Source organism: Kitasatospora sp. NPDC058184, from assembly GCF_042883725.1.
Lineage (GTDB): Bacteria > Actinomycetota > Actinomycetes > Streptomycetales > Streptomycetaceae > Kitasatospora.
In genome coordinates this window covers 246,149-268,791 of sequence record NZ_JBHVVE010000011.1, presented here as the reverse complement: position 1 = coordinate 268,791, position 22,643 = coordinate 246,149, and the positions used below count along the sequence as shown (strand labels likewise).

Here is a 22,643-nt window from a genome sequence, read left to right as displayed (position 1 = left end):
CGGGAAGTTCTGGCACCTATGATCAGGAGTTATGGAACTGCGGCAGCTCCAGTACTTCGTCACCGTCGCCCAGCACGGCAGCTTCACCCGGGCCGCGCAGCTGCTGCACCTGAGCCAGCCCGGGGTGAGCTCCCAGATCCGGCAGCTGGAACGGGAGCTGGGCCACCCGCTGTTCGACCGCTCGGGGCGCACCGTGCGGCTCACCCCGGTCGGCGAGGCGGTCCTGCCGCACGCCCGGGCGGCGCTGGCCGCCGCGGCCGCGGCCCGCCGCACGGCCCAGGAGTTCGGCGGGCTGCGGCGCGGGCACGTGCGCCTGGGCATGGTCGCCGGGGCGGCCCTGACCCCGCCGGCCGAGCTGGGGACCTTCCCCGGACTCGCCACCACGCTCGCGGCGTTCCGCCAGGAGCACCCCGGCATCGACTTCTCGCTCACCGAGGACACCACCGCGCGGATGCTCGACGCCCTGCGCGACGGCCGGCTGGACCTCGCCGTCGTCGGCCTGCCCGCCCCGGCGAGCGGGCGGGAGGGCGACGACGGCTGGTCGGCGCTGACCGGGCTCGCGCTGCACACCGTGCTGGAGGTCCCGCTGGTCGCGGCCTGCGCGTCGGAGCACCCGCTCGCGGCGGGTACGGGCCCGGGTTCCGCCGATAGTCCGGGCTCCGGCTCGGGCGCCGGCCCCGGTGTCCCCGGTGCGGACCGGAGCGCGCTCCCGGTCGCCGAGCTGGCCGGGCACGCCCTGGTCAGCACCCCGCGCGGCACCGGTCTGCGCACCGCGCTGGAGTGCGCCCTGGCCGAGGCCGGTGTCGATCCGGCGGTCGGCGTCGAGGCGGCCGCGCCACCGCAGCTGGCCGAACTCGCCGCACACGGGCTGGGCGTCGCCGTCCTGCCGGACCCGGGCCCGCTGCCCGGTCTGCGGGTGCGCCCGCTCACCGGACCCGTCCCCCGGGTCCGGATCGCGCTCACCTGGCCGACCGGGCAGCCCGCCTCACCGCCGACCGCCGCCCTGGTGGCCCACCTGCGGCGGGCCTACCCGGGGCCGGCCGCCGCTCAGGCTCCGGCCCCCGTTCAGGCTCCGACCGGTACCGCCGCGCCGTCGGCGATGTGCAGCAGCGCGGCCGCGCCGTCGAGCACCTCCCGGTCGAGCGGGAAGTAGCCCTGCCGCGGGACGGTGTCGGTGCGCGTCCGGACCCCGGCCGGCAGCGCCGTGTCCGTCAACTCCCAGGCCGCGCCCCGCCCCTGCAGGTGGGCCTCGTACGTCCCCGGCGCCGGCTCGGCCAGCCCGATCGCCTCGCTGCGCCCCAGGCTCCCGGCGACGAAGGCGTACCGCTCGCCCAGCAGCGTGCCCACGATGTGGCCCGCGCCGATCCAGCGGCAGTCCAGCTCGCCCGACGACCAGGCGCTCGGGTTCCGCCGCAGGTGCAGGTTGTGGGAGAAGACCAGGGTCGGTCCGCGCTCGGCTTCGATCACGCGGATGTCGAGGAGGTTCTGCGCCATCAGCGCGTCCCGCACGCCGGACAGGGCGCTGATCCGGGCGCTCCGGTCGAGGCCCCGGACCGCCGACTGCGCGTGGTAGCGCAGCAGTCCGATCCCGGCGGTCAGCCGGGTGCGGGCCGCGTACCACTCGGCGGACGAGGTCTTGGCGATCAATTCAGGTGCCCGCATGTGGAGTTGGAGGAGCAGGTCGTCGGCGAGGCAGCGCAGCCGCACGGCCTCGGCACTGTCACCCGGCGACCGGGCCGGATCCGTCACCGCCTCCGTGCGGCTCCAGCGCTCGTCCTCGCCCGCCACCCCGGCGAGGTCGAGGTCGAGCCCCAGGTAGTCGCGGGCGTGTTCGAGGTAGCGGCGCGGGCTGGGGGCGCTGGTGTTCTCGGTCGGGATGTCGAAGCCATGGAAGGACAGCTGCGCACCGGACGCCCGGTCCCGGTTGAACTCCCGTATCCAGGCGACGAGTCGGCGATTGGGATCGAGCTCCCCGAAGCCGTGGGTGAAGCCCTCCTCCAGCACCGAGTCGAGGGTGCCGACACCCTCCCGGACGTAAGCGTCCACGGCGAACGCGGCCACCCGGTCGGTCTCCAGGGCGATCGACCGGAAACCCCGGTCGACCAACCGGGCGAACAGTTCGTTGCGGACCCGCCCGAACGCCGGCTCCTGGTGCGTCGGCTCACCGAGGCCCAGAAGCTCGCACGCCGGGGGGACGAAATCGTTGATGTCCTGGTTCATGAACCTCAAGCGTATCCTTGAAAGAACGGTTGAAACTTTTCCCTCCAGCGCCGCCCAGGCATTGCCCAACTGTGGCCGAAAGCCTCAAACGGCCCTGAACCATCGGCCGACTCCGAACGCCCGCCCGACCCCGAACGGAGACGACCATGCGACCCGCCGACCTCGCTCGCGAGCACGGCATCTCGACCCAGGCCATCCGCAACTACGAGCGCGACGGCTACCTCCCGCCCGCCGACCGCACACCCACCGGGTACCGGATCTACACCGAGCCGCACGCGGCCGCCCTGCGCGCCTACCTCGCCCTCGTCCCGGCGTACGGGCACGCGACCGCCGGCTCGGTCATGACCGCCGTCCACGCCGACCGGCTCGGCGACGCCCTCACCGAACTCGACCGGGGCCACGCCCAGTTGCTGCGCGACCGGGAGACCCTCGCCGCCGTCCGCGCGGCCGTCGGCCACCTGACCGACGGCGCCACGCCCGGCCCCGCCCTTCCCGCGCTGCCCGGCCCCCGCTCCGTCGGCGAGGTCGCGCACCGGCTCGGTGTCACCCCCGCGACCCTGCGGGCCTGGGAGGCCGCCGGCATCCTGACCCCCGCCCGGGACCGCGCCACCGGCCACCGCCGCTACCTCCCGGCCGACGTCCGCGACGCCGAACTCGCCCACCTGCTCCGCCGGGGCGGCTACCTGCTGGACCGCATCGCCACCGTGCTGCGGCAGATCCGCACGGCGGGCGGCACCGGTGAACTGGCCGCCGCCCTCGACGGCTGGCAACAGCGCCTCACCACCCGGGGGCTCGCGATGCTCACCGCTTCGGCCCGCCTCGACACCTACCTGGCGCTGCGCCCCGAGGTGCCCCGACGGGCTTGACCTCAAGGGAACTTGAGGTCCCAGGGTGATCCTCATGAACACCGAATCCGCAACGCCCGCGCCCGCCGACACCGCCCTTTCCGGCAGCGCCCCCTCCGACGCCGCCCTGTCCGACGCCGCTCTCTCCGACACCGAGCTCGCGGACATCGCGGCCATCGAGCAGGTCGTGGCCGCCGTCGAGCGCGCCCAACGTGCCAAGGACCCGGACGCCTTCCTCGCCCTCTTCCACCCCGAGGCGCTCTGGACCACCGCGCACGGCAAGGTCCTCCTCGGCCTGGACGCGATCGCCGAGTTCACCCGAGCCGTCCTGCCCGCCGCGACCTGGGACGGCCGGGTCACGTACGAGCCGGTGCACATCCAGTTCCTCCGCCCCGACGTGGCCGCCGTCAAGGTCCGCCAGGTCTACCACTCGGCGAACGGCGACGCGGACGGCGGCTCGGAGGGTGCACCGCTGTACGTCATGACCAGGCAGGACGACGGGCGGTGGCTGCTGCACGCCTGCCAGAACACCGGCGTGCTCACCGACTGACCGACGCCGCCCGCCGGCCGGCCACCGGTTCCACCGCCACCCCGCGCCGCCCGTCGCTGCCCGTCGCCGCCCGTCGCTGCCCGTCGCCGCCCGGTGTGGTCGGGAGCGGTCGGGCGGCGACGTCGCGGGCCGGGCTCAGCCGACCCGGGTGAGGCGGGCGGTTCGGGCGACGGCTCCCTCGGCGAGCGCGCCCACCTGCTCCTGGTCCGGGCGTTCCGGGCTGGCGAGCAGGATGGAGCGTTGGAGTCGCCGCAGTGCCGCGGACGGTTCCATGCCCAACTCCCGTACCAGGGTGTTCCGCAGGCGCTGGTAGGCCTCCAGCGCCTCGCCCCGGCGGCCGGAGCGGTGCAGCGCGATCATGTACTGGCCATGCAGGCTCTCGTGGGTGCGGTAGCGGTCGACCAGGACGGTGAGTTCGGCGAGCAGTACGCGGTGTCGGCCGAGGCGCAGGTCGGCCTCGATCCGCTGGTCCAGCGCGCAGAGCCGGGTCTCCTCCAACCGCCTGACCTCGACGGCGAGTTGGCCGCCGACCGGGACGTCCGCGAAGGCCGGGCCGCGCCACAGCGCGAGCGCCTCGCCCAACTGGCGGGCGGCGAGCGGGAAGTCGCCGCCGTCCATGGCGCGGTAGCCGTGCCCGGCGAGGCGGTCGAACTCCTGGAGGTCGACCAGCCCGCCACCGCTGTTCAGCATGTAGCCGCCGGCCGAGGTGACCAGGACGTCCTTCGCGCAGGAGGCTCCCGGGCCGCCGTCACCCTGGGCGAGCGCCCGGTCGATGAGGTCGCGCAGTTGGAGCACATAGGTCTGCACGGTGGTGCGGGCGCTGCGCGGCGGACGGCCGGACCACAGTTCCTCGGCGAGGACGCTCGCCGGGACGACCTGGTCGGCCCGTAACGCCAGCAGGGCGAGCACCTGTCGAGGCTTCGGCGCCGAGGGCACCACCGAAACCCCGCACAGTCGGACCCCCAAGACCCCCAGCACGCGGATCTCCACGACGACCACCCCACATCCAGACGGATCGGCGGCCCCGACGGCCGCCGGTCGGGCGGGCGCTCCGCTGCTCACCGTCCGCGCAGGTCCGCTGGAAGGTCGGTCGAGCACCCGACACCTATCCAAAAACAGGACAGACGGTTTGTCAATACAAAACCGAACGCGCTGTTTGTTTCTGGGCGGAGCAAGCCCGTGGGAGTAGGACACCGGACCGCCGGTCCGGCCTCGAACGGCTTCGCCCGAGACCCCCGCGGACCACTCGGACCCGCCCGGAGCCCGCCCGGATCACCCCGAATCAGGCCGGACCGGCCCCGCCCGCACCCGTCCCGGCCGCCTCGCCCGCGGCCGCCCCGGCCTCCGCCTCGGCCGCCCGGGCCGCCGCCAGCTCCGCGACCACCCGGCCGCCCCGGTCCGCCGCGAGGTCGAGCGTGGCCAGCACCCCGGGCACCGCGATGCTGGGCATCACATGCTGGTACAGCGAGGCGACCCGGCGCTCCAGGTCCGACCGGCCGGACATCTTCTGGGACTGTATCTGCACGCCCGTCCAGGCCCCGGTGACCAGCCACGCCGTCTCGGCGGGCACCACCTGGGGCAGCAGTTCGCCGCGCCGGCCGGCCGTCTCCAGCACGGTCTCGGCCCGCTGGATCCAGCCGGGCGCCGCGCCGCCACTGAAGTCGCCGAACACGTCCTGGCCGAGGGAGAGCCGCGCGCCGGCGCTCAACACCGGGTCGCGCGGCATGAGATGGGCGACCACCATCCCGAGGTCCACGAACTCCTGGAGCTTGCAGTGCCGTTCGGGAATCTCGTCCCGGCCGAACTGCTCCTCGACGACCCCCTGGGCGAGCTCCCGCTTGGAGGCGAAGTGGAAGTACACCGCGCCCCGGGTCACTCCGGCGCGAGCCACGACCGCACCGATCGTCGCCCCCTCGTACCCGTACTCGTCGAAGACCGACGCCGCCGCCTCCAGGATCAGCCGACGCGTCCGGACCGCCCGTTCCTGTCGCACCACCGCAACCACCCCACCCGAAACGCTCGGCAAACAAAACCAAACACCCCGTATCTTACCCGCCGAGGTCGGCGGGGATCCCCGCGTCCCAGGTCACATAGGGCCGTCCTCGAGCGGACTAAAACCGCGTAGACGGTATGAGACGAACAGATGGCCGACATCTCGCCGCCAGCCCCCTTAAGCGGAATACCAGCTCTCACTTGTGGCCGGGATGGCAACGAACGACCACATAATGGCCATGAACCTGTCAAGCCCATGCGCCGACATCCCCACAGGTCAAGGAGGTTCACCCGTCGGAGCCGATCTCCGGGCAGTGATCGACACCCACCCACCGTGCCCGTCCGACCACGCTCGGCCGCCGACGAACCTTTGTTCTGGCTCCTTGAAAACCAAACCGGTAGGTACGTATCTTACGAGCCCTGAGCAGCCCACCCCGCCCGTCACGGCCTTTCGGAGCGCTCCCCATGACTCTGCTTGCCTTCCGTACGCCCGCATCCGTCCTCACCACCGGCACGGACTCCGGAACGATCCCCGGCCCGGCCGCAGCAGCCCCGGCGCCTCGCCTGACCAGCACCGTCGCCAAGGAGTACGTCCACCGGGCCTGCCACGCCGAGGTCTTCCTCACCGGCAGCGAACAGCTCACGGACACCACCTTCGCCGTCACCGCGCAGTGGCCGCGGGCGCACACCTTCTTCAGCACCCTGGACGGCACCCGGCACGACCCGATCCAAGCTGCTGAAACGATCCGCCAAGCCGGGCTCTACCTCGCCCACACCCGGTTCGGCGTACCGCTCGACCACAAGTTCATGATGTGGAACCTCGACTACACCACCCGGTCACGGCAGTTGCTGATCGGTGCGGCGCCGACCGACCTCACCCTGGAGGTCCAGCTCCTCGCCCAGCCGCGCCGCTCCGGCGCCACCGTCGACTTCACGCTGGAGACCGTCGTCCGACGGGGCGCCCAGCTGGCCGCCACCGGCTACGCCCGCTTCACCACCGTTCCGGACTCCACCTACCAGCGGCTGCGCCGGGGCCGCCACTCCGCCGAGCTCCCGGCGGCACCGATCGTGACCGCCGAGCCGCTCCCGCCGGCCCGGGTCGGCCGGCTCCGCCCGTGCGACGTCCTGCTGGCCCCGGCGGACGCCCCCGGCACCTGGCACCTCACCCCCGACTTCTGGCACCCGATCCTCTTCGACCACGCCAACGACCACATCCCGGGCATGGTGCTGCTGGAGGCGGCCCGGCAGGCGGCCAACGCGCTGAGTAGCCCGGCCACCGTCACACCGACCGCCGCGGCCACCACCTTCCACCGGTACGCCGAGCACGACGCGCCCACCACGATCACCGCCCAGCACACCCCCGGCGGGGACCCGGACGCCCTCACCACCAGCGTGACCGGCCACCAGCACGGCGAACCGATCTTCACCACCGTGCTCACCGGCCACCCGGACCACCGCTGACCCGACGACCGCCGCCGCACCGACCTCCGGAGTACCCCTTCGCAACGCTCGAACGGCCCGCCCGACCCTCCCGGTCCGGCGGGCCGTCCGCGTGCCGACGACGCCCGCGGGGGCTGCGGCCACGGGCACCAGCCGATTCCCGGGGGCCCACCACGGGCCGGCCCCGGCCAGAACGCCCCGCTCCCGGACTGGCACCGGGGCGAACACCTGCGCGAGGATGTCACCCCCTGGATCCCGCTGCCAACAGGAGTCCGCCGTGAGTGAAGTCCCTTCGCAGCAGAATGAGTTGATAAGACTCGCCGACCGCCCCGGCACCGACGACGCCCCCGGCTGCGACGGACGGACCGGCGGCCGGAACGTCCGCGTACGCGTCCTCGGACGGCACGCGCCGGGCTCGCTGCTCGGACACGACTGGCTGGACTGCGAGATCACCGTCACCGCGGACTCGGTACGCGGGCAGTTCGTCACCCTGGTGACCGACCGCCACCTCAGGCAGTGGGAAACCGCTCTGGACCGACTCGGCCGCGGCTCCGCGGTCCGCTGGCTGGACGAGGAACACGGACCGGAGCTACGCATCGAACCCGGCCGCCCCGGCGGCCTCTGGGTGACCGTCTCCGACGCGGAGGAATCCGGCGTCACCCTCCGGGTCGTACTCTCCCCCGCACCGAACTGGCTGGCCGAGCAACGCACCCTGCTCCACCTCGTCCGCAGCGCCTACCCGGCCGAGGTGGTCGAACTCTCCCCGGGCATCCACGCCTGGCGCGGGAACCTGCCCGACGAGAGTTGATCGATCGTCACCTCTTACTACTGCACCAGCGTTCCATGCCGCACGGGCGATCAGTCGGCAACAGCGAGAAGGAAGACCAGAGCCGCGCCGCCGACCATGAACAGCGCGAGCTGGTGCAACCCGACCGTCTCACCCGGTGCGGCGCGTTCGTAGCGCCGCACCGGGTGGCCGGTGGCGCGGTCCGGGTGTGGGAGGTCGGCAAGGCGGCAGCGTCCGGTGAAGGTCAGCGGTGGTCACGGTGTGGCGCGAGGGCCTTCCGGGTGCCGGTGCGGGTGTCGCAGTCCGCACCGAGCCGGAAAGGCCCTCACTGAACCCCGTCACCCGCCGTCGCGGTCAGTACGTCCAGGCGAACGGATCGGCCGTCACTTCCGCTGCCGCGGAGGTGTTCCCAGCCGCCCCAGCGAACGGTCGGGCACGGTGAGGAGGAAGAGCAGGGCCGCGCCGCCGAGCATGAACAGTGCGAGCTGGTGCAGCCCGGCCGTGGTGGCGCCGTGCGGGAAGAAGGCGGCGTTCGCGGCGGAGGCCGCCATGGCGCCGAGATACATGAAGGTGCGCAGCAGCCCGGCCGCCGAGGCGATGGCGGCGGGGTCCGCCTGGTGGTAGAGGGCGGTCTGGGTGCCGAGCCCGATCAGCCCCTGCGAGACGCCCGCCAGCACGCCGACTCCGATCAGCAGGGCGCCCGGGCTGTTCGCGTGGACCAGCAGCAGGGCGGCGCAGGCCGCGATCTGGCAGGCGGAGCCGACCAGCAGTTTGCCGCGGACGCCCGGGCTGCGGCCGCTGGCTCCGGCGGCCGCGAGCGCGGTCAGCGAGAGCGGCAGCAGCACCAGTCCGGCGGTGGCGGCGGACAGGCCGCGCCCCTCCTCCAGCCACTGGGTGTAGCCGTAGAGGAAGGCGTAGATGGCGGTGTAGCCGAGCACCTGGCGCAGGTAGGTGGCGATCAGCGGGCGGTTGCCGGCGAGCGCCCGCAGGTCGATGAAGGGGGCACGGGCCCGCCGCTCGCGGAGGGCGAAGGCGACGGCTGCCAGGAGGGCGAGCACCGGCAGGTACCAGCGAGCAGGGCCCGGCTTCATCAGGAACAGCATCAGGGCGAGCAGGAGGACCGCGAACAGCGCGATCCCGAGGTGGTCGAGGCGTTCCGCACGCCCGGGGCGCTCCCCGCCGTCGGCAGGGTCCGGGCGGCGGGCGGTGACGGGCAGCCGGGCCGCACCGAGTGCCAGGCAGGCCAGTGACAGCGGGACGTTGACGGCGAAGACCGTCCGCCAGCCGCCCGCGCCGATCAGCAGACCACCGAGGGTGGGGCCGACCACCGCGACGGTCTGGTTGGCGACGGCCAGTACCGTCAGCACCCCGGTGGGGCTGGACCGCCCGGTCCGCTCGGCCTCGCTGCGGGTCAGGTGCATCGCGGCGGGGTAGGCCGCGGAGGTGCCCAGTCCGAGCAGCACCCGGGCGGTGATCAGCAGTCCGAGCGACGGGGCGAGCGCACCGAGCAGTCCGGCGAGGCCGACCAGGGCCGTCCCGGCGAGGTAGAGCCGGCGCGGGCCGTGGGTGTCCACCAGCCGCCCGATCACCGGCTGGCCGATGGCGGTGGCCAGGTAGAGCCCGGTGACCAGCCAGGCGGTCTCGGCGGGCGGCGCGCCGAAGGCGGCGCCGACAGGCACCAGGGCCACCGCGATCATCGACGAGTTGATCGGGTTGAGCACCGAGCCGAGCACCATCGGCGCGATCAGCCGGCGGTTGAACCCGTCGTCCGGAGCGGGCTGCCGGCGGCGCGGCCGGAGTCGGGCGAGCAGGGCGGCCGGGCCGGTCGTCACCGGTTCAGCCGGTCTATCAGGGCCAGCGCCTCCAGCACGGTGGCGCGCTCGGCCTCGGTGTAGTGCTCCGCCATGGCCCGGGTCAGCCACTCCTCACGGGCCTGGCGGCTGTCCGCGACCCGGGCCAGGCCGACCTCGGTGAGGCTGACCACCTGACGGCGGCCGTCCCCGGGGTCGGGGCGGCGCCCGACCAGTCCGTGCTGTTCCAGCGCGGCGAGGGTGGCGGCCATCGACTGCGGACGGACCCGCTCGGCGGCGGCCAGCGCGCTGGCGGAGGCCGGACCGTCGTTGATCAGCCGGCTGAGCACGGCGGTCTGGGAGGGCGTCAGGTCGCTGGTGCCGCTCGCCTCCCGGAGGGTGCGGCGCAGCCGGCTGAAGACGGCGCGCAGTTCACGGGCGGCCAGCGCCGCGCTGTCGGGAACCACGGTTTCGGCGGACCCGGCGGGGTCGGCGGGGTCGGCCGGGGCGGTACGGGCGGTTCGCTTCTCGGTCACGGTTCCACGGTAATTTCATCAGTCTGGACTGTCCAGTCTGGACTGAAGATTTCCTGAGGGCGGACCGGGCCCTCCACCACCCGTGCCCCGGCCCGGCGGCGGGCCCGGATAATGACGGCATGATCGACAAGCAGCTCCGCGTCGTCCTCGCCGAGGACTCGGTGATCCTCCGGGACGGCATGGTCGAACTCCTCACCACCCGGGGGTGCGCGGTGGTCGCCACCGCCGGGACGGCACCCGAGCTGATCGCCGCCGTCACCGGGCACCGGCCCGACGTGGCCGTGGTGGACATCCGGATGCCACCCACCCACACCGACGAGGGCATCCGAGCAGCCGTGGAGATCCGGGCCACCCTGCCGGAGGTCGGCATCCTGGTCTTCTCCCAGCACGTCGAGACCGCCTGGGCGGCCCGGCTGCTGGCCGACGGCGCCTCCGGCATCGGCTACCTCCTCAAGGAGCGGGTGGCCCGCACCTCCGAGTTCGTCGACGCCCTGCACCGGGTCGCCGCAGGCGGCACGGCCCTCGACCCGGAGATCGTCAACGGTCTGCTGCACGGCGGGCGGCGCAGCCGGGTGGACGCGCTCACCCCGCGCGAGCGGGAGGTGCTGGAGCTGATGGCACAGGGGCACTCCAACCGTTCGATCGCCATGCTGCTGGTGGTCTCGGAGCGGGCGGTGGAGAAGCACGTGGCCGCCGTGTTCGGCAAGTTCGACCTGCCCGCGACCGACGCCGACAACCGGCGGGTCAAGGCCGTGCTCGCCTACCTCGCGGAGAGCGGCGCCTCCTGAGGTAGCACCTCCCGGGACGGCGACCCCGACCGCCCGGGCCGTGGCCGCCCGTCAGAGCCGGCCGGGCAGTTCGGCGCTGACCGCCGTCGGCCCGCCGGGCGGGCTGTCCACCCGCAGCGTCCCGTCCAGCACCGCGAGCCGCTCGGCCAGGCCGGTGAGCCCGCTACCCGCACCGATCACGGCGCCGCCGTGCCCGTCGTCGCGCACGGTCAGCCGGACCCTCCCCTCGGCGGCGCTCACGCTCAGCTCCGCCGACCGCGCGCCACTGTGCTTGGCCACGTTGGTCAGCAGTTCGGCCGCACAGAAGTAGACGGCCCGCTCGATCGCCTCCTCCGGACGCTCCCGAAGGTCCAGCCGGACGTCGACCGGCACCGGCGAGGTGGCGGTCAGCCCCGGCAGCGCCTCGGCCAACCCGCCCTCCAGCGCCACCGGGTGGATGCCCCTGGTCAGCCGGCGCAGACCGGTGATGGTGTCCTCGGCCTGCCCACGGGCCCGGTCCACCAGGGTCCGCAGCCGCCCGAGGTCGAGCCCGTCCGAGCCACCCTCGGCCGGAACGCCCACCGGCGGAAGGCCCCCCGGCGGCGCGCCCGCCCCCAGCACGTCGTCGGCCAGCGACAGCGTGATGGCGAGCGCGACCAGCTGCGCCTGGGTGCCGTCGTGCAGGTCGCGTTCCAGGTGCCGCAGTCGGTCGGTGCCCTCGGCCAGCAGGATGGACCGGGCCTTCTCCAGCTGACGCACCCGCTGGTCCGAGCGCACCGGCCCGAGCAGGGTACGGGCCAGCGTGCGGTTCGCCCCTCCGAGCGCCTGCACCGCCGCTGGTACGGCGACCAGCACCGCGAGGCCGATCGGGATCGCGCCCAGGTCCAGCAGGCCGATCGACCTCGGGCCCGGCTCCATCATCCGCACCCAGAGCGGGAAGCCCACCAGCCAGACGCTTCCGAGCGGGAGCCCGACCACGGCCAGGAAGCCGAGCACGCCCAGCGGCAGCCGGAGGAAGAGGTAGAGCAGCGCCCGCCAGGCCACCGGATCGGTCAGCACCACCCGGCCCCGCGCGAACACTCCGGCCGGACGCGGCAGCGGCCGCGGTGCCGGCACCTCCTCCCCGAGCAGCCGCCCGACCAGCCACCGGTGCAACCCGCCGAGCCTCCTCGCCCCGAGCAGCGCGGCCGCCACGAACGGCAGGCCCAGCACGGTGAGCGAGAGCAAGGCCCCCGCGTAGAAGACGGCGACGGCGTACACGCCGCCGAGCACCCCGAGCGGCAACCCGAGCACCGCGAAGGCCAGTTCACCACCGCGCACCGACCGGTACCGCCGCCGCTCAGCCACCGTCCACCTCACCACTCGCCCACCGACACCCACCGACAATCACTGACCAGCACTCACCGACCGGCATTCAGCCGCCGACCGGCCCCCAGCATCCACCAGGACCCGCCCGGACCACCGCATCCACCTGCCCTTCCGTCCGCACGGCCCCTCGGACAGCCATGGCACCGACCCCGCGCCCACCCGCCGTGGACGCCGGCCTCCGCCTCCTCCGCCTCACCCCCGTTCCCCGCCCGTCGTCTCCACCGCCGAACCGCCGACCGCCCACAGCCCCGTGCCCACGATCCCCGGCACCGTGAGCACCACCGACCCCAGCACCACCCAGGCGCACGCCGCGCCCGGCACCACCGGCACCACCGAGCCCGTCACCGCCAGGCTGAACGCCCCCGAGGCCGCGGCCGCCACCGCCGCACCCAGCAGCACACCGATCGCCGTGGTCAGGACCGCCTCCACGCCGAGCATCCACAGCAGCTGCCGCCGCGTCGCCCCGACCAGGCGCAGCAGCGCGAACTCGCGGCGCCGGTCGGCGGTCAGCGCCACCAGGGTGTTGACCGTGGAGACCGCCGCGAAGCAGACCAGCATCCCGAGCTCCGCCTCGCGCAGCCAGATGTCGCTCTGCTTGGTGACGCTGGTCGCGGCGCCCGTCGCCCGGACGACGTGCTCGGCGGTGCCGGTCAGGACCAGCAGGGTGCCGGAGAGCCCGACGAGCAGCGCGACCGGCACCACCGCCGAGGAGAGCCGGACCGCGTAGCCGCGCAGGTTGGCGTCCGCCAGCCAGCCCGCCCGGGGCGCGAGCACCCGCGCCGGGGCGCCGAGCACCGCTGCCAGGACCCGCGCCGCCACCGGCCCCAGCAGTCCGACCGCGACCAGCAGCACCAACGAGCCGAGCAGCGCGGCCTGCCCCGCCTTGTCCAGCTCTCCGGCCGGCCGGCTCGCCGCCAGTCGCAGCAGCAGCCCACCGCCCGCGAGCACCGCCAGCCCGGCGAGCACCCGCGGCACGGGCGTCCGCCGTGGCCCGCCCGCGCCCTCGGTCAGTGCGGCGGCCGGGGCGGGCCGGGTGATCCGGCGGGCCGCCACGGCACTGGCCGCCAGGCCCACCAGCAGCGCCACCGCGAGCCCGATCAGCGCCGGCACCGGCGCCCCGGGTATGCGCAGCCCGGGTGCGGCCATGCCGCGCCGCTGGAGTGCGGCGAGGAAGGCCCGGGCGGCGAGGAAGCCCACCAGGCCGCCCGGCCCGGACACCAGCAGGGTGGTCGCCACCACCTGCGCGCGCACCACCCGCCGGACCTGACGGGGTGTCGCCGCGACGGTGCGCAGCAGCGCCAGGTCGCGGTGCTGCTGGCGCAGGGTGAAGCCGAGGGCGTTGACCACGACGAACAGCGCGACCAGGACGGCGATCTCGCCGAAGGCCCCGGCGATCAGCACCAGGCCGGGCCCGGACACCGCCGTGCGCGCCACCGCGGCCGGCGCCGTGACCTGTGCGGCGACCAGCGACCCGAACAGCGTCACCGCCGCCACCGCCAGGAACAGCGCCGTCCCCAGCCCGGCGAAGGAGACCGGGCGGCGGCGGATCTGCCCCGCCGAGAGGCTCAGTACGGGACTGCTCATCGTGCTCACCCGCCCAACCGGCTCAGCCGCTCGGCGACCTGCGCGGCCGTCGGCGCGGTCAGCTCGTCCACCAGCAGGCCGTCGGCCAGCAGCAGCACCCGGTCCGCGTACCCGGCGGCGACCGGGTCGTGGGTGACCATCACGCAGGTCCGTCCGTCGGTGTCGACGCCCGAGCGCAGCAGGCCGAGGACCTCCTGCCCGGTGGCCCGGTCCAGCGCGCCGGTCGGCTCGTCGGCGAACAGCACCTCCGGCCGGGAGACCAGCGCCCTGGCTATCGCCACCCGCTGCTGCTGACCGCCCGACAGCTGCCCGGGCCGGTGCCGCTCCCGCCCGGCCAGCCCGACCAGGGCCAGCGCCTCCCGCACCGCGGCCCGCTCCGGCGGCCGCCCGGCGAGCCGGCCGGGCAGCTCGACGTTCTGCCCGACCGTCATCGCCGGCATCAGGTTGAAGGCCTGGAACACGAACCCCACCCGGGTGCGGCGCAGCTCCGCCAGCCGCCGCTCGGGCAGCCCGGACACCTCCGTGCGGCCCCACCGCACGGTGCCCGTGGTCGGACGGTCCATCCCGGCCAGGCAGTGCAGCAGGGTGGTCTTGCCGGAGCCCGACGGCCCCATCACCGCCGTGAACGTCCCCGGCGCGAAGGCCACCGAGACCCCGCGCAGCGCCTGTACGGCCGCCGTGCCCCGCCCGTACCGCCGGTGCAGCCCCACCGCGCTCAGGGCCGCGTCCGTCACCCCGTTGTGCGCCGCCGTGGCGGCGGCTGTCGTCATCCCGTTCATGCCCTCCATCGTGGGCGTCCGGGGCCGGGAGATCGATTGTGCTGGCACCCGAATCCGGGGTTCGGAAAACCGAACCTCGCAGGTGGTGCTACGTCCCCTCGGGCGGATTGCGGGCCTCCCAGGCCCGGAGGGCGAGGCCGTAGGTCGCCTCCAGGCGCACCGGCCGGTCGTCCACGTCCAGCAGTGCCGCCAGGGCGTCGGCGACCTCGGGCGTCCGGTCGGCGGACGGGGCCAGGACGGACGCAGCAGCGCGCCGCAACCCGACGGCCTCCTCCTCCGGGCACTCACGACCGCCCAGGGCTCGGAGGACCTCGGCGAGCACCCCGCCGTCCGGCTCGGCCGACGCCCAGGCGACGAGCAGCTCCGTCTCCTCCGCCTCGTACTCGACCGCGTGCCCCATCCGCAGGAGCGGGGCGTCGCACAGGAAGGCCGCGAGGAAGCGGCGGTGCGCGGGGTCGGGGTGCCGGTGGTGGGCCGTCAGGGCCGACCAGGTCTCCCGACTTCGGCGTTCCCCGAGCACGAACCGGACGGCCTGCTGCCCGACGTGCCCCGGCTCCCGGTGCCGGACGGCCCTGGCCACCAACTCGTCGACCGGGGTGAGGACGCGGAACCTCCACTCCAGCCCGGTCAGCACGGCCCCGTGCCCGGCGCGCACGGTCAGCCCGCCGAGGGAGACCTGCTCGACGTCCGCGTACTGCTCGGTCACCCACACCCGCTCCGCCGGCCCCACGGCCCCGGTCCGTCGCCGCAGTTCCTCCTCCGTACCCGTCTCGTACCAGGCCCTGGCCAGGGCGAGCAGGTGCTCACGGGCGTCGGCGGGCAACCGCAGCGCCGGGTCCTTCCCCAGCACCGCCCCGACCAGCGCCGACGAACCGAGGTCCACCGCGCGCAGCAGCGGGGTCGTCCCGTCGGGCAGCGGACGGTCCGGATCGGCACCGTGGTCGACCAGGACACCGGCGACCTCGTGGTCGAACCCGTTCACGGCCACCCACAGCAGGGGCGGCCCGTCCGCATCGCGGGCGTTCGGATCCGCGCCCGCGGCGAGTGCCTCCCACACGCCGTCGACATCCCGCGCCCGTACCGCCGCCACCAGCCGCCCGTCCGTCGTCATCCGCCGACTCCCCCTCGCCGCACAGCCTCCACCGGCGCACCCTAAGCCCGCCGGAGCCGGGCACGCCCTCCCCTTTTACGCCCCCGCCTCCCGCCGGGCCCGCCCGACCGGGAATCATGATCCGGTGACCATCGACCTGCTGCCCGAGCCGCGCTTCGGCCCCACCGAGGCGGAGGCGTGCGGGCTGCCGGTCCCGTACGGCGGGCTGCTGCCCGGCGGGGTGCGCGGCACCTTCGTCCGCGGCTGCTCCCGGGCGACGGCCTGCTCCTCCAGCCGGGCGGGCGCATCCCGCCGCTCGCCGTAACCGCACCCGGCCCCCGCTTCCCCATCCCTCACCACGCCACCCACCCACAGGAGTCACCATGACCACCACCCCCCTGACCGTCGCCGTCCTCGGCCCCGGAGGCGTCGGCGGACTGATCGGCGGGCTGCTCGCCCGCGACGGCCACCGGGTCGTCTGCCTGGCCGGCGAGGCGACCGCGGCCGCGATCGCGCGGGACGGACTGCGGGTCCGCAGCGCCGAGTTCGGCGAGTTCACCGCCCGGGTGGAGGCCGCGACCGAGCTGCGCGAGCCGGTCGACGCCGTCTTCGTGACGGTCAAGGAGACGGCGCTGGCCGCCGCGCTGGACCGGTTGCCCGCGGAGGTGCTCGGCACCGGGATCGTGGTGCCGCTGCTCAACGGTCTGGACCACATGGCCGTGCTGCGCGAGCGCTACCCGGCCGCACGGGTGGTGGCCGGCACGATCCGGGTCGAGGCCGCCCGGACGGCGCCCGGGCGGATCGAGCACACCAGCCCGTTCGCCGCCATCGAGCTGGGCGCGGACGCCGAACCCGACTCCCCCGTGGCCGAGTTCGCCGAGCAGCTGCGGCACACCGGTCTGGACGTCGCACTGCGCGAGGACGAGACGGCGATGCTGTGGAGCAAGCTCTCCTTCCTCGCCCCGTTCGCCCTGCTGACCACCCGCCACGCGAGCGGGATCGGCACCGTACGCACCGAGCACCGGGCCGAACTCCTCGCCGTGCTGGACGAGATCACCGCCGTCACCCGGGCGGTCGGCGCGCCGGCGGACGCGCAGACGCTGCTCGCCTCCTTCGACCGCATCCCCGGGACGATGAGGTCCTCGATGCAGCGCGACGTGGAGGCCGGACGGCCGACCGAGTTGGACGCCATCGGCGGCGCCGTGCTGCGGGCGGCCGACGCGCACGCGGTGGCGGTGCCGACCATCGCCCGCCTGGTGCACGACCTGACCGAATCCGCCAACCGGTAGCGCCTGCCCGGGCGTTCACCCCGCGGACGGCACCGAGGGATGAACGCCCGGATCCATCCCGGAAAAGAACTGATGGAACGTCACATTCCACTGGAAGCAAAGACTTTCCCAACGGTTCACGCAGTCTTCCGGAACCTCCGCACGGCGGACCGGCGTTGATAGGGGCGGGAGGGATAGAGACATGACAAGGAAGCCGTACCGTCTGGCCGCCACCACGCTCGCACTGCTGCTCGCGGCCCCGTTGTTCACCGCGTGCGACGCCGACCAGGCCCTGGACTGTGGAAAGCGGGCGATCAGCCTCACCGGCGACGTCCAGGACCTCGCGGATTCGGCGATCAACGTCGGGCAGATCACCGACGAGAGCCGCCGCAACCACACCGTCGAGGCCTTGCGGAAGGTCGCCGACGACACCAAGAAGATCCGCGAGGGCAACGGGGACAAGATCGACGCGGCCGCCGACCGGCTCTCCAAGGCCGTCAACGACGCCATCGACCGGGTCTCCAAGGGCAAGCAGCCCGACTTCAAGCCGATCACCGACGCTGCCGGCGAGATCGGGAAGGCCTGCGCCGACTCCTGACGCACGGGGGGCACCCCCCGTCTCCCCACGCCATCAGCTCCCGGCCCGGCGCCGCCCCGGCCGGGAGCTGGTCCCCGCCTCGGGCCCCGGCCTGTCGCCGCCGCACCGGCACCGCCAGGCGGTAGGAATGGCACCGGACCGAACCGCACCTCGGAGGCACCGGTGAACCACCCGATCCTCGACCAGATCCAGCACCTGCGGGCCGAATTGGCACCCGGCGACACCGCCCCCGCGCTGGTCACCGCGCTCGCCGACGGCACCGCGCCGCGCTCGGCACTGGCCGAACTCGCCGCCCAGCAGCACCGGATCATCCGCTCCGACCGCCGCAGCCTGCTGCTGCTCGCCGGCCGCACCGCGGACCGGCCGGTCAGCGCCTGGTTCGCCACCCTGGCCGAGGGCGAGAGCGCCGCGCTGCGCACCCTGCCCGCGCTCGGCGCCGCCGTCGGACTCGACCACGGCGCGCTGGAGGCCCGCCCGCCGCTGCCCGGGTGCCAGGCCTACCCGCACTACCTCGCCTGGCTCGCCCTGAACGGCGAGCCCGCCGCCGCGGCCGCCGCGCTCGTCGCCAACTTCGCCGCCTGGGGCGGCTACTGCGCCACGATCGCGCAGGCGCTGCGCCGCCAGTACGGCTTCTCCGACGAGTCCTGCGCGTTCTTCGACTTCTTCGCCCAGCCCGCGCCCGAGCTGGAGCAGCAGGCCGCCGACGCCCTGGGCCCGGACCGGCTGGACGAGCCGACCCTGGCCACCGCACACGAGTACGGGCTGCTGCTCCAGGCCTACGAGCACCTGTTCTGGGACACCCTGGGCGTCATCGACGCCTGAGGGCGAACCGTCCCGCCCTCAAGCATCGGGAGGCCTCAGGCCTGCCAGTGCGGCTTCCCGCTGACCATCCGGCAGTAGATCACCCGGCCGCCGGCCTCGTGGGTGCTCTTGCCCAGGTCCGCGTTGCGGCAGAACTGGCCCGCCTCGTAGCAGTTGCCCGCGTTCGAGCGGATCTCGCATCCGGCGCCGGCACCGGCCGCCGCCGCGGGGGGCTCCGGGTCGTTCGGCGGCTGGGCCGTGGTCACCTTCGGCTGCGGCGCCTTGGTGGCGGGCGGCTGCGCGGGGGCGCTGGGCTGGCCCGGAGGGGCCGCGGGCGGGGGCGTGGCCACCGGTGCCGCGGGTGCCGGCTGGGCCGGCGGGGTGCTGGCCGGGGCCGCCGGCGGGACCGCCGCGGCGGGCGTCGCCGGCGGGGTGGTCGCCGCGGGGGTGGTGGCGGCGGTCGGCGTGGCCGAGGCCGTGGCACCGCCGTCGGCCGCCGACGGGTCGCAACCCGTCAGCGCCAGGCCGACGGTGAGCACGAGTCCGGCGAATCCGGCCAGGCCGGCCCGACGGCGACCGGGTATCCGTGAAGGCATGGGAGGAGAACGCTCCGTTCCGTTTGGATGAGTCGTGCGATTGGAGCAGGAATCGCACACGGACCGTCCACCGAATCCCCACTCGTTGGCAGATCGAGACCTTCCGGTCACCGACCGTCGCCACCCCGCCCGAACCCCGGCCGCCCACCGCCCGCCGACCCGTCCCGCCCTGTTCGACCGTCCGACCAGACCGGCCGTCAGCGCAGCCCCGCCGTCCGGCGCTCGAACACCGCGGGGCGGGCGGTCTCCAACGCCGTGGCGACCGCGCCGAGGAGCACCGCCTCCTCCCCCAGGAGGCTCGGCGCGAGCGTCGGCCGCATCGGGGCGAGCCCGTGCAGGGCCCGCTCCAGCGGCTCCAGGAGCAGGTCCGCGCTACTGCCGATCCCGCCGCCCAGCACCACCAGGTCCGGGTCCAGGACGGCCGAGAGCACGGCCACCGCGTAGGCGAGCCGCTCGGCCTCCCGCTCCACCGCCCGGACCGCCGCGGGCTCCCCGGCCCGGGCCCGCTCGAACACCTGCTTCGCCGTCAGCTGCCGCGCCGCGGATTCCCCGTCCAGCCCGAAGTCCCGGGCGGCGCGCACCACGGCGTCCGCGGCGGCGTCCTGTTCGATGGTCGCGGGCGGCTCGCCGGGCCGCCCGGACAGCGGCACCAGGCCGATCTCGCCCAGCCCGCCGTGTGCGCCGAGCAGCAGCTCGCCGTCCTTCACCACGCCCAGCCCGAGCCCGGTGCCGACCAGCAGGTAGGCGAACATCCGGCTGCCCCGCCCGGCGCCCAGGGTGTACTCGCCGAGCGCCGCCAGGTTGGCGTCGTTGGCCACCGAGACGGCCGTCCCCAGGCCCTCGCCTATCCGGTCGAACAGTCCCGGCCTGTCCCAGCCCGGCAGGCTGTTGGCGTAGCGCACCCCGCGCCGCTGCTCGTCCCACACCCCCGGGGTGCCGATCACGGCGTGCACGATGTCCCCGGCCGCCAGGCCCGCCTCGGCGATCGCCTCGTGCGCGGCGGCGACCACGGCGTCGGCGACGGCGTTCGCCGAGCGGCCCCGGTTGGCCACGTCCCGGCGGGCGACCACCGTCCCGGCCAGGTCCGCCACCGCCACCCGCAGCCGGGCCCGGCCGATGTCCACGCCGAGCACGTGCCCGGCCGTCGGGTCGACCTCGTACAGCACGGCGGTGCGGCCGCGCTCGGGGGCCAGCCGCCCGGCCTCCCGGACCAGTCCGGCCCGCTCCAGCTCGGCCAGCGCGGCCGAGACGGTCGGCTTGGACAGACCGGTGTCCCGGGCCAGCTGGGCGCGCGTGGAGCCGCCGCCGGTGCGCAGCAGCTCCAGCAGCAGCCACTCGTTGTTGCTGCGCAGCCGCTGCCGGTTCCACGGCACCCCGGGGGCCCCGGCCGCCGGGCGACTGGTCGGCTGGTGGGGGCTCATCGGGTTCCTCCGGTCTGGGTCTTCGGGCGCGGGTCGGTACGGCCGGGTCGTACGTCCGGGCCGGTGCGGCCGAGTCCGTACGTCCGGGCCAGTACGGCCGGGTGGGCCCGGCCCGGGCCGCGGCGTCCGGGGCGGGCGCCGCCGCCCAAGTATGACCGGTGATCATCCGGTGTTCGCCTGCCGTATCCCCCGGTCCCACCCACGCCTCCCCACCACCTCCCCACTCCCCCACGGCCTCGCCGCCGGCTCCGCGCGGAGCCGGCCGCACCCCGTTACAGCACCGTCTCCGACCGGTCAACGTTTCACCCACTTGTGGGCGTGCCGCGCCCGGGCGCGTGATCATGGGCGTATGCACTTCCGGCACGGCAACCGAGCAGAGGGGCCGCGGCCCGCGTCACCGGACTCCCGGTCCCTGGCGGCGACCGCGGCGGCCCTCGCCGCACGGCTCGGCGCCTTCACCAGTGGTGACAGCGCCGGCGGTGGCAGCGCCGGCGGCGAGGGCCCGGGCGACGATCCGGAGCGGCTCCGCGAGGTCCTCGCCGCCGCCCCGGTCGGCGTCGCGCTGCTCGACGAGCGGCTGCGCTGGCAGTACCTGAACGCGGCCTTCACCACCGCCACCGGGCTGCGCCGCGCCGACCTGCTCGGCCGCGCCGTCGGGGCCACCGCCTTCGCCGGGGCCCTCGGCATCCTGCGCCGGGTCCTCGCCGACGGGCTCGCCCGCGAGCACGCCACCGGCGGGCCGGACGGCGCGGGCGCCCCCGTACCGCCCGGCCTGCGGGTGCGCTACCGGGCCCTGCGGCACTCCGGGCGGACCACCGGCGTGATCGTCGTCGTGCTGGACGACCCCGACCCGGCCCGCGAGCAGCTGCGCGAGCTGGAGCGGGCCCGGGCCCGGCTCGCCCTGCTGGACGCCGCCACCGAACGGATCGGCACCACCCTCGACGTCGGCACCACCGGCACCGAGCTCGCCGCCTTCGCCGTCCCCCGGCTCGCCGATCTCGCCACCGTGGACGTGCTGCCGCCCGCGGTCGAGCCGGCCCGGGTCGGCCACGGCGCGTCCCAGCGGCTGCACCGCGTCGGTGCCCGGGCCGTACCCGCGCTGGCCGACGCCCTCGCCGAGCTGCCCCGGCCCGGCGAATCGATCCGCCACCGGGAGGGCTCGGCCGCCGCGCGCAGCCTGGCGGGCGGCGTCGCCGTGCTCACCGAGCCCGGGCCCGAGGACTCCTGCCCGGCCGGGACCACCTCACTGCTGGTCCTCCCGCTGGCCGCCCGGGGCCGCCTGATCGGGCTGCTCACCCTCGGCCGCACCGCCGCCGGCCCGGCCTTCACCCCCGACGAGGCCGCCCTGCTCGGCGATCTCGCCGCCCGCGCCGCCACCGCCCTCGACAACGCCCGCAGCTTCGCCCGGTCCCAGGGCATCGCCCTGGAGCTCCAGCGGGCGCTGCTGAGCGAGCCCGGCAACCCCCACCAGAACCTCTCCCTCGCCTCCCGGTACCTTCCGTCCGGGAGCTCCTCGGTGGTCGGCGGCGACTGGTTCGAGACGGTCCGCCTGCCGTTCGGGCGCACCCTGCTGGCGATGGGCGACGTCATGGGGCACGGCGTCGAGGCCGCCGTCGACATGAGCCACTACCGCTCCGCGCTGCGCGACCTCGCCGGGATGGACCTGCCCCCGCACCGGATCCTGCGCCAGCTCGACAACGTCATCTCCGCCGACGACTCCGCCCGCCCGGCGACCTGCCTGCTGGCCCTCGCCGACCCGGGCCGGGGCCGCTGGACGCTCTCCAGCGCGGGCCACCTGCCGCCCGCCCTGATCGCCCCCGGCCGTCCGACCGAGCTGCTGCGCGTCCCCACCGGGCCGCCGCTCGGCACCGGCCTCGGCGGCTACGAGCAGACCGCCCACCCGCTCCTGCCGGGCCAGACCCTGCTGCTCTACACCGACGGCCTGGTCGAGCGGCGGGACGAGGACATCGACGCCTCGCTGGAGCGGCTCGCGGCCCTGCGCCTGCCCGCCACCGGGAACCTCGACGAGTTGCTCGACGCCGTCCTCCACTCCCTCGCCCCGCCCCCGGCCGCCGCCGAGGACGACATCGCCCTGCTGGTGGCGCGCCCCCGGCAGCGCTGACGGACCGCCGCGCGCCGGTCCTCACCGCGACAGCCGCCCGGCCCTGACAGCCCCTCGGCCCGCACCTCCCCTACACTCCGCCCGCGCCT

Annotated in this window: 22 protein-coding genes; 11 read left to right on the top strand and 11 right to left on the bottom strand. The window is 75.1% G+C overall.

Annotated features, from left to right (window positions below; translation table 11 throughout):
- Positions 1–31: 31 nt before the first annotated feature.
- On the top strand, positions 32–1,153 hold the full coding sequence (locus ACFVXH_RS22990; protein ID WP_387826626.1) for a LysR family transcriptional regulator: 1,122 nt from the start codon (positions 32–34) through the stop codon (positions 1,151–1,153).
- Here ACFVXH_RS22990 and ACFVXH_RS22985 read toward each other — a convergent pair.
- Positions 1,066–2,220 (bottom strand): erythromycin esterase family protein, encoded by a 1,155-nt coding sequence (locus tag ACFVXH_RS22985; RefSeq protein WP_387826623.1) that lies wholly within the window; start codon positions 2,218–2,220, stop codon positions 1,066–1,068. The two genes, ACFVXH_RS22990 and ACFVXH_RS22985, sit on opposite strands and share 88 nt — an antisense overlap.
- 146 nt (positions 2,221–2,366) lie before the next feature.
- Here ACFVXH_RS22985 and ACFVXH_RS22980 point away from each other — a divergent pair, with 146 nt between their 5' ends.
- Together ACFVXH_RS22980 and ACFVXH_RS22975 are read left to right on the top strand one after the other, a co-directional pair.
- On the top strand, positions 2,367–3,086 hold the full coding sequence (locus ACFVXH_RS22980; RefSeq protein WP_387826620.1) for a TioE family transcriptional regulator: 720 nt from the start codon (positions 2,367–2,369) through the stop codon (positions 3,084–3,086).
- 34 nt (positions 3,087–3,120) lie between these two features.
- On the top strand, positions 3,121–3,615 hold the full coding sequence (locus tag ACFVXH_RS22975; protein WP_387826617.1) for an SgcJ/EcaC family oxidoreductase: 495 nt from the start codon (positions 3,121–3,123) through the stop codon (positions 3,613–3,615).
- Between the two features lie 135 nt (positions 3,616–3,750).
- On the opposite strand, the gene ACFVXH_RS22970 is transcribed toward ACFVXH_RS22975, so the two are convergent.
- Both ACFVXH_RS22970 and ACFVXH_RS22965 read right to left on the bottom strand, forming a co-directional pair.
- Positions 3,751–4,605, bottom strand: coding sequence for a BTAD domain-containing putative transcriptional regulator (locus ACFVXH_RS22970; protein ID WP_387826614.1), 855 nt, complete (start codon positions 4,603–4,605; stop codon positions 3,751–3,753).
- A 292-nt stretch (positions 4,606–4,897) separates the two neighbouring features.
- A complete protein-coding gene (locus ACFVXH_RS22965) occupies positions 4,898–5,611 on the bottom strand; it encodes a ScbR family autoregulator-binding transcription factor (RefSeq protein ID WP_117493055.1) in 714 nt (237 codons plus the stop codon).
- Positions 5,612–6,072: 461 nt separating this feature from the next.
- Here ACFVXH_RS22965 and ACFVXH_RS22960 point away from each other — a divergent pair, with 461 nt between their 5' ends.
- Both ACFVXH_RS22960 and ACFVXH_RS22955 read left to right on the top strand, forming a co-directional pair.
- On the top strand, positions 6,073–7,068 hold the full coding sequence (locus ACFVXH_RS22960) for a ScbA/BarX family gamma-butyrolactone biosynthesis protein (protein ID WP_387826610.1): 996 nt from the start codon (positions 6,073–6,075) through the stop codon (positions 7,066–7,068).
- 256 nt (positions 7,069–7,324) lie between these two features.
- Positions 7,325–7,855, top strand: a complete 531-nt coding sequence (locus ACFVXH_RS22955; protein ID WP_181970917.1) for a DUF5959 family protein — start codon at positions 7,325–7,327, stop codon at positions 7,853–7,855.
- A gap of 362 nt (positions 7,856–8,217) precedes the next feature.
- On the opposite strand, the gene ACFVXH_RS22950 is transcribed toward ACFVXH_RS22955, so the two are convergent.
- Positions 8,218–9,570 carry an MFS transporter gene (locus tag ACFVXH_RS22950; protein WP_387826694.1) on the bottom strand — a complete coding sequence of 451 codons (1,353 nt, stop codon included), beginning with the start codon at positions 9,568–9,570 and terminating at the stop codon, positions 8,218–8,220.
- A 92-nt stretch (positions 9,571–9,662) separates the two neighbouring features.
- On the bottom strand, positions 9,663–10,091 hold the full coding sequence (locus tag ACFVXH_RS22945; protein ID WP_387826691.1) for a MarR family winged helix-turn-helix transcriptional regulator: 429 nt from the start codon (positions 10,089–10,091) through the stop codon (positions 9,663–9,665).
- Positions 10,092–10,279: 188 nt separating this feature from the next.
- Between ACFVXH_RS22945 and ACFVXH_RS22940 the strand changes: the two genes are divergently transcribed.
- Positions 10,280–10,948, top strand: a complete 669-nt coding sequence (locus tag ACFVXH_RS22940) for a response regulator (protein WP_387826606.1) — start codon at positions 10,280–10,282, stop codon at positions 10,946–10,948.
- Between the two features lie 51 nt (positions 10,949–10,999).
- Here the strand turns inward: ACFVXH_RS22940 and ACFVXH_RS22935 are convergent, their stop codons facing one another.
- From ACFVXH_RS22935 to ACFVXH_RS22920, 4 genes are all read right to left on the bottom strand, one after another.
- The gene (locus ACFVXH_RS22935) at positions 11,000–12,274 is read right to left on the bottom strand and encodes a sensor histidine kinase (RefSeq protein ID WP_387826603.1); all 1,275 of its coding nucleotides are present in this window, start codon (positions 12,272–12,274) and stop codon (positions 11,000–11,002) included.
- 213 nt (positions 12,275–12,487) lie between these two features.
- Positions 12,488–13,879, bottom strand: a complete 1,392-nt coding sequence (locus ACFVXH_RS22930) for an FtsX-like permease family protein (RefSeq protein ID WP_387826600.1) — start codon at positions 13,877–13,879, stop codon at positions 12,488–12,490.
- Between the two features lie 5 nt (positions 13,880–13,884).
- Positions 13,885–14,649, bottom strand: coding sequence for an ABC transporter ATP-binding protein (locus ACFVXH_RS22925; protein ID WP_387826688.1), 765 nt, complete (start codon positions 14,647–14,649; stop codon positions 13,885–13,887).
- Between the two features lie 97 nt (positions 14,650–14,746).
- A complete protein-coding gene (locus ACFVXH_RS22920; protein WP_387826597.1) occupies positions 14,747–15,769 on the bottom strand; it encodes an ankyrin repeat domain-containing protein in 1,023 nt (340 codons plus the stop codon).
- Positions 15,770–15,893: 124 nt separating this feature from the next.
- Between ACFVXH_RS22920 and ACFVXH_RS22915 the strand changes: the two genes are divergently transcribed.
- The 4 genes from ACFVXH_RS22915 to ACFVXH_RS22900 all read left to right on the top strand — a co-directional run bounded on the left by ACFVXH_RS22915 (position 15,894) and on the right by ACFVXH_RS22900 (position 18,436).
- Complete coding sequence (locus tag ACFVXH_RS22915; protein ID WP_380780756.1) at positions 15,894–16,073, top strand: hypothetical protein; 180 nt, start codon at positions 15,894–15,896, stop codon at positions 16,071–16,073.
- Positions 16,074–16,131: 58 nt separating this feature from the next.
- Positions 16,132–17,037 carry a ketopantoate reductase family protein gene (locus tag ACFVXH_RS22910; RefSeq protein WP_074004812.1) on the top strand — a complete coding sequence of 302 codons (906 nt, stop codon included), beginning with the start codon at positions 16,132–16,134 and terminating at the stop codon, positions 17,035–17,037.
- 181 nt (positions 17,038–17,218) lie between these two features.
- The gene (locus tag ACFVXH_RS22905) at positions 17,219–17,614 is read left to right on the top strand and encodes a hypothetical protein (RefSeq protein ID WP_049658815.1); all 396 of its coding nucleotides are present in this window, start codon (positions 17,219–17,221) and stop codon (positions 17,612–17,614) included.
- A 162-nt stretch (positions 17,615–17,776) separates the two neighbouring features.
- Positions 17,777–18,436 (top strand): transcriptional regulator, encoded by a 660-nt coding sequence (locus tag ACFVXH_RS22900; protein ID WP_387826593.1) that lies wholly within the window; start codon positions 17,777–17,779, stop codon positions 18,434–18,436.
- A gap of 35 nt (positions 18,437–18,471) precedes the next feature.
- On the opposite strand, the gene ACFVXH_RS22895 is transcribed toward ACFVXH_RS22900, so the two are convergent.
- Positions 18,472–19,011, bottom strand: a complete 540-nt coding sequence (locus ACFVXH_RS22895; protein WP_387826590.1) for a hypothetical protein — start codon at positions 19,009–19,011, stop codon at positions 18,472–18,474.
- A 197-nt stretch (positions 19,012–19,208) separates the two neighbouring features.
- Positions 19,209–20,432, bottom strand: coding sequence for an ROK family protein (locus tag ACFVXH_RS22890; protein ID WP_375873834.1), 1,224 nt, complete (start codon positions 20,430–20,432; stop codon positions 19,209–19,211).
- Between the two features lie 349 nt (positions 20,433–20,781).
- Between ACFVXH_RS22890 and ACFVXH_RS22885 the strand changes: the two genes are divergently transcribed.
- Positions 20,782–22,554 (top strand): SpoIIE family protein phosphatase, encoded by a 1,773-nt coding sequence (locus ACFVXH_RS22885; protein WP_387826587.1) that lies wholly within the window; start codon positions 20,782–20,784, stop codon positions 22,552–22,554.
- Positions 22,555–22,643 lie beyond the last annotated feature (89 nt).